Raw genomic sequence first — 13,202 nt, 5'->3', positions numbered from 1 at the left:
TTCTTACAAGGCCTTGACGGTGCCTTTTGGCAACAAGGTCGTGATCGCGCTCTTTTGCACAACCATCGAACCGCTGGCCACTTCGAGGGTGACGTAGCCGTCGGCAACCTTGGTGACGGTGCCGAGCACGCCGCCGGAGGTGATGACTTCATCGCCCTTGCCCAGTGCATCCATCATCGAGCGCTGTTCTTTCTGGCGCTTCTGCTGTGGACGGATCATGAGGAAATACATGACCACGAACATGAGGACCAGTGGCGCGAACGTGGTCAGGCTGCCCAGCATGCCGGCGTCGGCGGTGGTAGCGGCGGTTTGCGCATAAGCATTGGAAATGAACACAGGAACTCCGATTGTGAGATTAAAAAATTAGCGCTGTATTCTAGCACCGGCATTCGTACGGCAGCACTAAATACCGCGCGCCCGGTCCGCGTTGAAACTGAGGCGGAAAGCATTAAAACCGTCGGCGTCGATGGCGTCGCGCATTTCCTGCATCAGGTTCAAGTAGTAATGCAGGTTGTGGATGGTGTTCAGGCGCGCCCCCAGGATTTCCTTCGAGCGATGCAAATGGTGCAAGTAGGCGCGCGAGAATGTCTTGCAGGTATAGCAAGAGCACGACTCGTCCAGCGGCGCCGGGTCGTCCTTGTAGCGCGCGTTCTTGATTTTCACGTCGCCGAAACGGGTGAACAGCCAGCCATTGCGGGCGTTCCGGGTTGGCATCACGCAGTCGAACATGTCGATGCCGTTGGCCACGCCGGCGACCAGGTCTTCCGGCGTGCCCACGCCCATCAGGTAGTGCGGCTTGTTGGCAGGCAGGCGCGGGCCGACGTGGGCCAGCATGCGCATCATGTCCTCCTTTGGCTCGCCCACCGACAGGCCGCCGATGGCCACGCCCGGGAAGTTGATCTCTTCCAGGCCGGCCAGCGACTCGTCGCGCAGGTTTTCGTACATGCCGCCCTGGACGATGCCGAACAGCGCGTTCGGGTTTTCGCCACCCGTAAATTCGTTCATCGAGCGCTGCGCCCAGCGCAGCGACATGCGCATCGACTTCGCCGCTTCCTCGCTGGTGGCCGGGCGGCCGTCGATTTCATACGGTGTACATTCATCGAACTGCATCACGATGTCCGAGTTCAGCGCCTTTTGAATCTGCATCGAAATTTCTGGCGACAGGAACAATTTGCTGCCGTCGATGGGCGACGCAAACTTGACGCCCTCTTCCGTGATCTTGCGCATTGCGCCCAGAGAGAAGACCTGGAAGCCACCCGAGTCGGTCAAAATTGGCTTGTCCCAGCCCATGAACTGGTGCAGCCCGCCGAATTTGTTGAACACTTCCGTGCCCGGGCGCAGCCACAGGTGAAACGTGTTGCCGAGGATGATTTGCGAGCCGACATCTTTCAGTTCCGGCGGCGACATCGCCTTGACGGAGCCGTAAGTACCAACCGGCATGAAAATCGGTGTTTCGATGGTGCCGTGGTTGACGGTCAGGCGGCCACGGCGCGCGTGGGACAGGCCGCTGGTATCGGTCTTGAGCAGGGTAAATTCGAGCATGGTTTACTTTGATTGAGTGCTCAGCAGCATGGCATCGCCATAGCTGAAGAAGCGGTATTCGTTGGCGATCGCGTGCGCGTAGGCGGCGCGGATTTCAGCGTAGCCGGCAAAGGCCGATACCAGCATCAGCAGCGTCGACTTGGGCAGGTGGAAGTTGGTGATCAGGCGCGTCACCGTTTTGAAGGTGTAGCCGGGCGTAATAAACAGCTTGGTGTCGGCGCTGCCGGCAATCAGCGCGCCCGATTGCGACGCGGACTCGAGCGCGCGCAGGCTGGTGGTGCCGACCGCAATCACGTCGCGTCCGGCTTGCCTGGCCGCGCGCACCGCGTCGACGGTCTCCTGCGGCACCGTGTACCACTCGGTGTGCATATTGTGTTCGTTCAGATTTTCGACGCGCACCGGTTGAAACGTGCCGGCGCCCACGTGCAGCGTGACGTAAGCAATCCGAACACCTTTTTCAACCAGCTTGTCCAGCAGCGGCTGGTCAAAATGCAGGCCGGCGGTCGGTGCGGCCACGGCGCCCGGCTCTTTCGAGTAGACGGTCTGGTAGCGCTGCTCATCGAAATCGTCGGCCGTGTGCTCGATGTAGGGTGGCAGCGGCAGGCGCCCGTGCGCTTCGATCAGGTCGAACACGTCGCCTTCAAAATGCAGCGTGAAAAACTCGCCGGCGCGCTCGCCCGCAGTAACGTCGAAGGCGTCGGCCACGCGGATCCGGTTGCCCGGTTTGGGCGACTTTGAGGCGCGGACCTGGGCCAGCACGGTGCGGTTGTCGAGCACGCGCTCGACCAGCACCTCCACTTGCCCGCCGCTTTCCTTGACGCCGAAGAAGCGCGCTTTTAATACGCGGGTGTTGTTCATCACCAGCAGGTCGCCGGCCTGGAACTGGTCGACGATGTCGGCGAAATGGCGGTCCGTGATGCGGGCGCCGTCCAGGTGCAGCAGGCGCGAGGCGCTGCGATCCGGCAGCGGCAGCTGGGCGATGCGTTCGGGCGGGAGAATAAAGTCGAAATCGGAAAGCGAGTACATTCGGAGCAGTCTAGTGAAAAAGGGCGCGTCAGCCGTACAATATGGGTCGTAGTACGCGGGGCAACCCTCTATTCTAAGCCAGTGCCGCGCAATATGCCTCCATCGACCATAAAAGCACTACCAAAATCCAACGAAAGCAAGCTCGCCAAGCTGGGGCTGCGTACCGACATGGACCTGGTGTTGCACCTGCCCATGCGCTACGAAGACGAGACGCAGGTCGTCACGATCCGCGAAGCCTGCCTGCGCGGCGGCCATGTGTCGCAGGTTGAAGGCGTCGTCACCAAGAACGAGATCTCCTTCAAACCGCGCAAGCAATTGATTGTCACCATCGCCGATGAGACGGGCGAGCTGAACCTGCGCTTCATGAATTATTACGGCAGCCAGGTGCGGCAACTGGCCGAAGGCGTGCGGGTGCGCGCCCGCGCCGAACTCAAGCATGGTTTCTTTGGCGCCGAGATGGTTCACCCTGGCTATAAAGTGATCATTGAAGGCGCGCCGCTGCCGAGCGAGTTGACGCCGGTGTATCCATCCGGTGTCGGCCTGTCGCAGGCCATTTTGCGGCGCGAGATTGCCGCCGCCATGAAGCGTATCGACTGGCACGACACCCTGCCCTTGGCGCTGCGCGCGCAGATGCAACTGGTCGACTTCGAGCCGGCCGTGCGCCTGCTGCACTACCCGCCCCAGGAAATTGACGAGGGCGCGCTGGCCGACCGTTCGCATCCGGCCTGGACGCGCATGAAGTTCGACGAGCTGCTGGCCCAGCAGCTGTCGCTGAAACGCGCCCAGCGCGCGCGCCGCGCGAAAGGTGCGCCGCTGCTGCGCGCGGTCGGCGCGCTGTCCGAAGCCTTCCTCGAGATCCTGCCGTTCCAGCTGACCGGCGCCCAGGCACGCGTATTAAAAGAGATTCGCGCCGATCTGCGCAACCCGTATCCGATGCAGAGACTATTGCAAGGCGACGTCGGCAGCGGCAAGACCATCGTCGCGGCGCTGGCCGCCGCGCAGGCGATCGACAGCGGCTACCAGGCCGCGCTGATGGCGCCCACCGAAATTCTGGCCGACCAGCATTTCAGGAAAATCGCCGGCTGGCTCGAACCCCTCGGTGTGAAAGTCGCGTGGCTGACCGGCAGCCTGAAAAAGAAAGCGAAAATCGAAGCCACCGCGCTGGTCGAATCGGGCGCGGCGCAGCTGGTCATCGGCACGCATGCGCTGATCCAGGATAGCGTCAACTTCGCCAAACTGGGCCTGGTCATCGTCGACGAGCAGCACCGCTTCGGGGTCGGCCAGCGCCTCACCTTGCGCAACAAGGGCAGCAACGGCAAGACGCCGCACCAGTTGATGATGTCGGCCACGCCGATCCCGCGCACGCTGGCCATGACCTATTACGCCGACCTGGAAGTGTCCGTCATCGACGAGCTGCCGCCGGGCCGCAGCCCCATCGTCACGCGCGCGATCGACCAGAACCGGCGCGACGAAGTCATCGAGCGCGTGCACGCGGCCGCGCTCGAAGGCCGCCAGGTGTACTGGGTCTGCCCGCTGATTGAAGAGTCCGAAGCGCTGCAGCTGCAAACAGCCACCGACACCCACGCCACGCTGGCCGAAGCGCTGCCCGATTTGCAGGTGGGCCTGGTGCACGGCCGCATGAAGGCGGCCGAAAAGCAGGAAGTGATGGATGCGTTCACGGCCAACGAGGTGCAGGTACTGGTGGCCACCACCGTCATCGAAGTGGGGGTCGATGTGCCGAATGCGTCGCTGATGGTGATCGAACACGCCGAGCGTTTTGGCCTGTCGCAGCTGCACCAGTTGCGCGGGCGCGTGGGACGCGGGTCGGCGGCCAGCGTGTGCCTGCTGCTGTACCAAAGCCCGCTGGGCGGCATCGCCAAGCAGAGACTCATGACGATGCGCGAGACCACCGACGGTTTTGAGATTGCGCGGCGCGACCTGGAAATTCGCGGTCCCGGCGAATTTTTAGGCGCGCGCCAGTCGGGTGAAGCGATGCTGCGCTTCGCCGACCTGGAGAACGACGGCTGGCTGGTCGACCAGGCGCGCGAAGTGGCGCAGTCGCTGCTGGAAAACCCGCACGCGGCCAACGCCGCCATCGTCGAAGCGCACCTGGCGCGCTGGCTCGGTGGAAAGGAAGACTTCCTGAAGGTCTAGCCTGGCTGTTTAGCCAGGTCAGAGGGCCCCGGAACTGGCCAACTTCCTGCATTTGTCGATCAGCCCGGATTTTCCCCACGCGTCATCCAGGACCCGGTTTCCGATTTTGGCCAACAGTTCATGCGTCTTGTTCTGGTCCCCGGCCAGGCACGCAAACTTGCCGTAGTTGTTGTAGTTCCAGTCGTCCGGGTAGCGGGCAACCACGTCGTCGAAGCCGGCTTTCATTTTCGGCCACTTTGCCAACGAGTCCTGAAAGATGTCGTCGCCGAATTGCGACTGCGATGCGTACCAGTAGATCCGCGCATACATGCCGGTGCCTTCCGTCGCTGCGGTCTTCCCGGCGGCAAACTGCGCAAATAGTTCAACATCTTCGACATTCCCGCGCCATTTCGGCAGGAAATAGTCGACGGCAGCAAACCAGGTTTGATAGAAAAGGGGTTCCCGCGCAACGGCGGCATCGAAGGCGGCGCCAAACCTTTTGTCATCCCATGACTGGATGCGCGCAATTTCCAGCATCATCTCGTGCCAATGTGGATCGACCGCGGCAACCGCTTTGGTCTGCTCGAGATAAAGGCGCGCTTCCTCGATCAGGGCGTGAAACGGCGCCCATGACTCCGGCTTCACTCTGAATGCATAGCCACGGCCACGAATATCCCACGCCTGGGCGTTGAGCGACTGCGCATAGGCCAGGTGCGCGGCCGGCGACTTCGGCTCCAGCTTCGTCCAGCGTTTCATCTTTTCGCCGATGGCTCGATACGCCGGGGCAATCTCGCGCCCCTTGCTTGCTTTGAAAATCGTGACATCGATCGCGCCGTAGAGCACCGTCAATTTCCATAGTCCGCTCTCGGTGCGGCTCTTCTCCAGGCGATAACGTTCGGCCAGGTTGGTGATGTCGGCAAACCGTTCCTGCGCAAACGCGTCAACGACCAGCGCCGTAATGTTCGCGTGCTCCTCCGCTTCCGAGGCGAGACATGGCCTGTGTATCGAGAATAAGGTGATGAGTACAAGTATTGTTGAACGAAACAGGCGCATCGCGCTCCCCGGTGTGTGAATGTGGTGCAGCGGCAGCGCTACGGAAAAGCAAAAGACACATCCATCATCGCACCAGCAATCCAGAATTGCCATGGGGAAACAATCAGCCGTGTGTAAAGCCAACACTTCGCCACGCAAGAACAGTTTATGCGTCATGTCGATTGCGCTGTATGCTGGCGCATGACTTATTCCAGGACCCTCGAGACTGCACGCCTGACGCTGCGCCCTCCGCGCCGCGGCGACGAAGCGGACCTGTACGCCATTCACTCTGACCCCGAAGTGATGCGCTACTTCAGCGAGCCGCCCTGGACCGACCCGGCGCGCGCGGCGCGCCAGATCGACGAGGATGCCGCCCGCTTCGATAATGAAGAAAGCTTCCGCTTCGCGATCATCCTCAAGGAAACCGGCCGCCAGATCGGCAACTGCACGCTGTATGCGCTACACCGCCAGAATCGCCGCGCCGATATGGGTTACACCCTGGCGCGTGCGCACTGGGGCCGTGGCTACATGAGCGAGGCGCTGCAGGCGCTGCTGGGATTCGGCTTCACCGAGCTGGATCTGCACCGCGTGGAGGCCGATGTCGATCCGCGCAACGCCGCCTCGGCAACGGCGCTCACCCGGCTGGGCTTCATTCAGGAGGGTTTGCTGCGCGAGCGCTGGATCGTGGCGGAAGAAGTGTCGGACTCAGCAATGTATGGCTTGCTCAGGCGCGATTGGAAGACCCGCCAGCGTTAGTCGCCGGCCTTCACGCTGCCGATGCCCGACACCGACTTGTTCAGCGTGGTCGGATGACCGTAGTAACGCAGCTCGCCCATACCCTGGACGCGTGCATCGAGCCTGCCGCTGGCGTAGATCTGCACTGAGCCGATGCCCTGGAAGTTGACGTCGGCGTCCTGCGCAACCAATCTGCGCGCATCGACTTCGCCGACGCCCTGGGCCTGCAAGGTCAGCTGCCTGACTTTGCCGGCAATGTCCATCCTGCCCGCGCCGCGGTAATTCACCTCGAAGCGCTCGCCGCTGATGTCGCGCAGGACGGTTTCGCCGGCGCCTTCCATGCTGAATTTGTGCAGGCTGGGAACGGTGATGACCACGCGCGGGTCGCCGTGCATTTTTTTGACTTCGTTTTCGCGCAAGTAGATGCGCAGCTCGCCATTGACCACGTCGGTCACCACCATGCCGATGAATTTCTGCGAGCCGCGTACCGTAATGGCCTGCGCCTTGCCGGCCTGGACGTCAATGCTGATCGGGCCCTTCAGGTCGATGGCCGTGAAGGCCGCGGCGGTGCGCGCCTGTTCGGCGGCACGGGCCGGTGCGGCGACCAGCGTCGCAGTCAATGCCAGGACAATTGCAAGAGTGAGGTGGCGCATGATCGTGTCCTTCGTTTCAGTGTATGTGCAGCCACTGTATGCGCCGCGCCGACGCGCTGCGTCGCTTTTGCGACAGGCGGCAAAAATGCGCACCTGCGTTGCTTTTTTGTTGTCATGATAATAAAGTTGGCAGGCGTGACATTTCGAGAGACTGTTTGCCATTGGAAACAGCTAGTCTTGCCAGACCGCGCCCGGCAGCCGCCATGGCCGCCACTATTTTTCAGGATCAGCCATGCCATTTCTGGGAGTCGGACTGCACGTCATCGTCGCCGTTTTTTTCGCCATCCATGCGGTTCGCACGGGGCGCGAGTTGTACTGGCTGTTCATCCTGTTCATGTTTCCGCTGTTGGGCAGCGTGGTGTATTTCGCGGTCGTGTTCTTGCCCGATACGCGGCTGCAGAGCGGGGCCCGCAAGGCCGGGGCGCTGCTGCAGAAAACCATCGACCCGGGCCGCGACCTGCGCGCCGCCCTGCATGCCTTCGACCTGACCCCGACCGCGCACAACCAGGTGGCCCTGGCTGGCGCCCTGCTCGACGCCGGCAAGCTGGACGACGCGGTGGCGCAATACGATGCCTGCCTGCACGGGCCGTTTGCACATGACAATGAGATCAAACTGGGCGCCGCGCGCGCCAAACTGGCCAATCGCCAGCCGCAAGCGGCCATTGCCCTGCTGGCGCCGCTGCGGGCGGGCAGTCCGCAGTTCCGGCCGGAGCAGTCCAACCTGCTGCTGGCGCGCGCGTATGAAGATGCCGGCATGCACAGCGAGGCCGGCGCCCTGTTCGACGCCACTGCTCAGCGCTACGGCAGCCTGGACGCGCACGCCGAACTGTTTATCTGGGCGGCAGCCAACGGCGAGACCGCCCTGGTCCAGCGCGAAAGCACCGAACTGGCGCACGCGCGCAAGCACATGACGAAACATACGCGTGCGCTGCAGGCCGACCTGTTGAAACGGGTCGACGCCGCCCGCGTGCAGCTGGCGCGAGGTCAGTCCGCCAAGGTGTCGTCGGCCTCGTAACGCAAGCCCACCTGGGCGCGGATGTCGTCCATCACGCCCATCAGCGCCAGCGTCTCGGCGTGCGTCATTACCGGGCTTTCGATCAGGCCGGCCTGCCAGCAGCGCTGCGCTTCGATGATTTCGTGAACGTAGCCGTTGCCAAGGACGGGCGTGGCGATGGTGCGTGCCACGCCATCGGCGCGCGTCACCGTGATCGTCCGGGCCTGGTGAAAGCGCGTATTCATGCGGATGTAGCCACCCGGACCGGCGACGGTCAATTCCACCGGGGTATGCGTCGTCACCGAGCAGGCGCACGCCGACACGCCACCGCCTGCATGGCGCAGCGTGAAGGCCGTATTCAGGTCGACGCCGGTCGGACCGATCTCGGCCTGCGCTTTCACTGCGACGACAGGTCCGAGCAAGGCCGCGGCAATCGACAGCGGATAGATCCCCAGGTCGAGCAACGCACCGCCGCCCAGGGCGCGGTTGAACAGGCGATGTTCGGGGCCAGCATTGGCCGTAAAGCCAAAATCGGCCGTGACCTGGTTGACGGTGCCGATTTCGCCGCTGGCGATGATGCGCTGCACCTCCGCCAGCGCCGGCATGAAGCGCGTCCACATCGCCTCCATCAGGAACAGGTTTTTTGCCCGCGCCAGCGCCACCACCTGTTCGGCCTGCGCCCGGTTCATCGTGAACGGCTTTTCGCATAGCACGCCCTTGCCGGCCTCCAGCGCCAGCAAGGCATTGGCGGCATGTTCGGTGTGCGGGGTGGCGATGTAGACCAGGTCGATGTCCGGCGCATCGACCAGGGCCTGGTAGCTGCCGTAGGCCGTGGCCATGCCCTGCTCGCGCGCGAATGTGTCGGCGCTGTCGATGCTGCGCGAGGCCACGCCGGCCAGAATCGCGCCCGGGGTGTCGCGCAGCGCTGCCGCAAATTCTTTGGCAATTTTGCCGGTACCAATGATGCCCCAACGTGTCGTATTCATATCACTCCTTTGGAAGTCGCTTCGGACGGAAAACCGCGGTGTTGGCATAAAAGGCCGCATCCTGCTGCGGCCACCAGCCGGGCACGCCGAGCACTTGCAGCGGCGTGAAACTGGCTGTGGTGAGAATGTCAGTCGTGAGTGCTGCGGCCACGTGGCGGTCGATCCAGGCGCGGCGCGCGTCGAACGGCATCGTAAAAAATGCAGGGTCGGCAAATACCACGCGGGTGTGCGCCGTCATGGCCAGGCGTGGCGCCACCAGTTTTTCCATCAGCGCGTGGCCGAACAGCCAGACCTCGGCCTGTCGGCCGAACAGGGCGCGCCGTTCGTACAGCGCCGCGTGCCAGCGGTGTTCGTGCAAATCGTCCACCAGCGCCCTGCCGGCGGCGTCGTCGACGACCAGCAGCAGCGCGGCGTTCTCGTCGAAAATGGTGGCGCCGTCACGCGCGGCGCCGCGTGATTTGCCAACGCCCGCCGCCGCAATCTGCGCCGCCTGCAGGGCGTTCAACTGGCGTTTGATCAGCGGGAAGGTTTGCCACACGAGGCCATTGAAGTAATCGTGCAGGTTGGCGCGGGTTGGCACCTGGCCGGTGGCGCCGATGAATTCCTCGTACGCCTGCCCTTCCGGCAGGCTGGCCTGCGGCACGAAGCGGATCGGCTGGCCGCGTGCATTGCGCAAGTCGGCCAGCCCGGTGTTGAACGCATCGATGAAGTTGTCATCGTGTTGTGGCAAGCGCGCATAAGCTGGCCGCACCGCGTCGTACCACGGTTGCTGCCAGTCGATGGGCGGCAGCGTCACGGTTTTAAATCATCTTCCAGTTGATTTGCTGGCCGCCGTTCAGCGGTACCAGCTGCGTGTCACCCATTGGGACCAATGCCGGCAAGGTCCAGCTTTCGCGCTTGAGCGTGATCGTGCCTTCATTGCGTGGCAGGTTGTAGAACGCCGGCCCGTTGAAACTGGCGAAGGCTTCGAGCTGATCGAGCGCACCGGCCTGTTCGAACGCTTCGGCGTACATTTCCATCGCGTGCAGGGCCGTGTAGCAGCCGGCGCAACCACAGGCCGCTTCCTTGGCGCCGATGGCGTGCGGGGCCGAGTCGGTGCCGAGGAAGAAGCGCTCGTCGCCGGAGGTGGCGGCAGTCACCAGCGCCAGTCGGTGTTCTTCGCGCTTCAGCACGGGCAGGCAGTAGTAATGGGGGTTGATGCCGCCCTTGAAGATCTCGTTGCGGTTGTAGAGCAGGTGGTGCGCGGTGATGGTGGCGGCGATCGGGCCGTCCGCTTCGGCCACGTACTGGGCAGCGTCGCGCGTGGTGATGTGCTCGAACACGATCGGCAGCGCCGGCAGGTCACTGCGCAGCGGGCGCATCACGCGCTCGATGAACACGGCTTCGCGGTCGAACAGGTCGATGTCCTGGTCGGTCACTTCGCCGTGCACCAGCAGCGGCATGCCCACTTCCTGCATGGCTTCGAGCACCTTGTAGCACTTGCGCAGGTCGGTCACGCCGAAGTCGGAGTTGGTGGTGGCGCCGGCCGGGTACAGTTTAACGGCGTGGATAAAGCCGCTGTCTTTGGCGCGCAGGATTTCGTCCGGATCGGTATTGTCAGTCAGGTACAGCGTCATCAGCGGCTCGAACGACATACCGGTCGGCAGCGCAGCGACGATGCGGGCGCGGTAAGCGGCGGCCAGCGCGGTCGTGGTGACCGGCGGTTTCAGATTCGGCATGACGATCGCGCGCGCGAACTGGCGCGCGCTGTGCGGCAGCACGCTGGCCAGCGCCGCGCCGTCGCGCAGGTGCAAATGCCAGTCGTCGGGACGGGTGATGGTGATGGAAGATGGGGTATCGATGATGGACATGGCAGCTCTCGGATTGCGCGAGCCGCCATTTTACCTAGTTTACCAGTGAAGAATTCAGTGAAGGATCCTGGCCAGGAATTCGCGCGCCCGTTCCGACGCCGGCGCGTCGAAAAATTGCGCCTGCGGGGCGTCCTCGACGATCCGGCCCTGGTCCATGAAGATGATGCGGTCGGCCACCTTGCGGGCAAAGCCCATTTCGTGGGTCACCACCATCATGGTCATGCCGTCCTGCGCCAGGCTGGTCATCACGTCCAGCACTTCGCTGACCATCTCCGGGTCGAGCGCGGACGTGGGCTCGTCGAACAACATGGCAATCGGGTCCATCGCCAGCGCGCGCGCGATGGCCACGCGCTGCTGCTGGCCGCCGGAGAGCTGGCGCGGGAATTTGTCGGCCTGGGCCAGCAGGCCGACGCGTTCGAGCAGCTTCAGGCTGCGGGCGTTGGCCTCGTCGGCGCTGCGTTTTAACACCTTGACCTGGGCCAGCGCCAGGTTGGTGCGCACGGACAGGTGCGGGAACAGTTCGAAATTCTGGAACACCATGCCAATGCGGGCGCGCAGGGCCGGCAGATCGGTGGCCGGGTGGTTGACCTGGATGCCGTCGACGCGGATCACGCCCTGCTGGACCGGTTCGAGGCCGTTGACGGTCTTGATCAGCGTCGATTTGCCCGACCCGGAAGGGCCGCAGACCACCACCACGTCCCCGCGTGCGACCGTAGCGCTGCAGTCGTCGAGCACCTGAAAGGCGCCATACCATTTGCTGACATTGTCGAGTTGTATCATGTTGTCACTATAACGCGTCCGGCTGCGGCAGGCCGGCACGCGCTTGACAGCACCTGCCCCGCCTAGGATACTTTGAATCTTGTCAATCCCATCAGCATTCGTTCCGGCGCCAGCCGCGATCCACAGCATTCGCCCCACCACAGGAAGCAGCACATGAATAAACGCAATCGCCTGACCCTCTACATTATCGTCGGCCTGGTGCTGGGGATCGTGGTCGGCTACTTCGCCAACCTGAACCTGGCCGATCCGAAGGCATTCGCCGACAAACTGTCGCTGGTGAGCGGGCTGTTCCTGCGCCTGATCAAAATGATCATCGCGCCCCTGGTCTTTGCCACGCTGGTGGTCGGCATTGCCCGCATGGGCGATGCGAAAGAAGTGGGCCGGATCGGCGTCAAGGCGCTGGCCTGGTTCATTCTCGCGTCCATCCTGTCGCTGAGCCTGGGCCTGGTCCTGGTCAATCTGTTCCGCCCTGGCGATGCACTGGCGCTGGCCGGCTCGCTGCCGCCTGTGGGTGCATCGTCGGGCGTGACGGCCGCTGGCCTGACGATGAAAGACTTCATCTCGCACCTGGTGCCAACCTCGATCGTCGACGGCATGGCCAAGAACGAGATCCTGCAAATCGTGGTGTTCTCGGTGTTTTTCGGTATTGGCGCAGCCGCCGTCGGCAAACGCGCCGATCCGATGATCGACGTGATCGACGGCGTCGCCCACGTCATGCTGAAGGTGACCGGCTATGTGATGAACTTCGCGCCGATCGCCGTGTTCGCGGCCGTTACCGGCATCGTGGCCACCAGCGGCATCAAGGTACTCTCGACCTACGGCGTGTTCATGGGCGAGTTCTACATCGGCATCGCGCTGCTGTGGATCATGCTGATCCTCATCGGCGGCCTGTTCCTCGGTCCGCGCGTCCTGCGCCTGATTGGCGAGTTGAAGGAACCGACGCTGCTGGCGTTTTCTACCGCCTCGTCGGAAGCGGCCTTCCCGAAAACCCTGGAAGGCCTGGAGCGCTTCGGTGTGCGCAACCGTTTGGCGTCATTCGTGCTGCCGATCGGTTACTCGTTCAATCTCGACGGCTCGATGATGTACTGCACGTTCGCCACCGTGTTCATCGCGCAGGCGTATGGCATCGAAATGACGCTGGGGACGCAGATCACCATGATGCTGGTGCTGATGGTCACCTCGAAAGGCATCGCCGGCGTGCCGCGCGCCTCGCTCGTCGTGATCGCCGCGACGCTCAGCCAGTTCAACATTCCGGAAGCAGGCTTGCTGCTGCTGATCGGGATCGACCACTTCCTCGACATGGGCCGCTCGGCGACCAACGTCATCGGCAACGGCATCGCGACCGCGGTCGTGGCCAAGTGGGAAGGCGACTTGCAGGCGCCAATGAACCCATCGGCCGATGTTGCGAAGGCGCCGCTGGCCTGATACGCCCGCACGCCATCATCACACTCAAAGGCTTTCCTGATCGCGG

General features: G+C 63.1%; 13 protein-coding genes. 4 read left to right on the top strand and 9 right to left on the bottom strand.

Annotated elements, in window-relative coordinates:
• Positions 1–3 precede the first annotated feature (3 nt).
• The 3 genes from yajC to queA form a co-directional block, all read right to left on the bottom strand.
• Positions 4–336 (bottom strand): preprotein translocase subunit YajC, encoded by a 333-nt coding sequence (gene yajC / locus V6M87_RS10435; RefSeq protein ID WP_332876554.1) that lies wholly within the window; start codon positions 334–336, stop codon positions 4–6.
• Positions 337–402: 66 nt separating this feature from the next.
• Entirely contained in the window at positions 403–1,542 is a 1,140-nt protein-coding gene (gene tgt, locus V6M87_RS10430; protein ID WP_332876553.1) for a tRNA guanosine(34) transglycosylase Tgt, read from the bottom strand.
• Between the two features lie 3 nt (positions 1,543–1,545).
• Positions 1,546–2,568 (bottom strand): tRNA preQ1(34) S-adenosylmethionine ribosyltransferase-isomerase QueA, encoded by a 1,023-nt coding sequence (gene queA, locus V6M87_RS10425; RefSeq protein WP_332876552.1) that lies wholly within the window; start codon positions 2,566–2,568, stop codon positions 1,546–1,548.
• Between the two features lie 93 nt (positions 2,569–2,661).
• On the opposite strand from queA, the gene recG reads away from it, so the two are divergent.
• Positions 2,662–4,722, top strand: a complete 2,061-nt coding sequence (gene recG / locus V6M87_RS10420; RefSeq protein WP_442920570.1) for an ATP-dependent DNA helicase RecG — start codon at positions 2,662–2,664, stop codon at positions 4,720–4,722.
• 18 nt (positions 4,723–4,740) lie between these two features.
• Here recG and V6M87_RS10415 read toward each other — a convergent pair whose 3' ends face one another.
• Positions 4,741–5,910, bottom strand: a complete 1,170-nt coding sequence (locus V6M87_RS10415; RefSeq protein ID WP_332876551.1) for a hypothetical protein — start codon at positions 5,908–5,910, stop codon at positions 4,741–4,743.
• 24 nt (positions 5,911–5,934) lie between these two features.
• Between V6M87_RS10415 and V6M87_RS10410 the strand changes: the two genes are divergently transcribed.
• On the top strand, positions 5,935–6,489 hold the full coding sequence (locus tag V6M87_RS10410) for a GNAT family N-acetyltransferase (RefSeq protein WP_332876550.1): 555 nt from the start codon (positions 5,935–5,937) through the stop codon (positions 6,487–6,489).
• On the opposite strand, the gene V6M87_RS10405 is transcribed toward V6M87_RS10410, so the two are convergent.
• The gene (locus V6M87_RS10405; protein WP_332876549.1) at positions 6,486–7,121 is read right to left on the bottom strand and encodes a GIN domain-containing protein; all 636 of its coding nucleotides are present in this window, start codon (positions 7,119–7,121) and stop codon (positions 6,486–6,488) included. The genes V6M87_RS10410 and V6M87_RS10405 overlap by 4 nt on opposite strands.
• A 232-nt stretch (positions 7,122–7,353) precedes the next feature.
• Between V6M87_RS10405 and V6M87_RS10400 the strand changes: the two genes are divergently transcribed.
• Entirely contained in the window at positions 7,354–8,136 is a 783-nt protein-coding gene (locus V6M87_RS10400) for a hypothetical protein (protein WP_332876548.1), read from the top strand.
• On the opposite strand, the gene V6M87_RS10395 is transcribed toward V6M87_RS10400, so the two are convergent.
• The 4 genes from V6M87_RS10395 to V6M87_RS10380 are packed head-to-tail and all read right to left on the bottom strand — an operon-like array spanning position 8,106 to position 11,731.
• Entirely contained in the window at positions 8,106–9,101 is a 996-nt protein-coding gene (locus V6M87_RS10395; RefSeq protein WP_332876547.1) for a Gfo/Idh/MocA family protein, read from the bottom strand. The genes V6M87_RS10400 and V6M87_RS10395 overlap by 31 nt on opposite strands.
• 1 nt (position 9,102) lies before the next feature.
• Complete coding sequence (locus tag V6M87_RS10390) at positions 9,103–9,897, bottom strand: DUF3025 domain-containing protein (protein ID WP_442920569.1); 795 nt, start codon at positions 9,895–9,897, stop codon at positions 9,103–9,105.
• A gap of 4 nt (positions 9,898–9,901) precedes the next feature.
• Complete coding sequence (gene pyrC, locus V6M87_RS10385; RefSeq protein ID WP_332876546.1) at positions 9,902–10,951, bottom strand: dihydroorotase; 1,050 nt, start codon at positions 10,949–10,951, stop codon at positions 9,902–9,904.
• A gap of 54 nt (positions 10,952–11,005) precedes the next feature.
• The gene (locus V6M87_RS10380; protein ID WP_332876545.1) at positions 11,006–11,731 is read right to left on the bottom strand and encodes an amino acid ABC transporter ATP-binding protein; all 726 of its coding nucleotides are present in this window, start codon (positions 11,729–11,731) and stop codon (positions 11,006–11,008) included.
• Positions 11,732–11,884: 153 nt separating this feature from the next.
• On the opposite strand from V6M87_RS10380, the gene V6M87_RS10375 reads away from it, so the two are divergent.
• Positions 11,885–13,156, top strand: a complete 1,272-nt coding sequence (locus V6M87_RS10375; protein ID WP_332876544.1) for a dicarboxylate/amino acid:cation symporter — start codon at positions 11,885–11,887, stop codon at positions 13,154–13,156.
• Positions 13,157–13,202: the final 46 nt, after the last annotated feature.

Origin of the sequence: Massilia sp. S19_KUP03_FR1, from assembly GCF_036688685.1 — a bacterium.
Lineage (GTDB): Bacteria > Pseudomonadota > Gammaproteobacteria > Burkholderiales > Burkholderiaceae_D > JALYUM01.
Note: the sequence above shows the minus strand (reverse complement) of the source record. Positions and strands in the feature narration are given on the sequence as shown.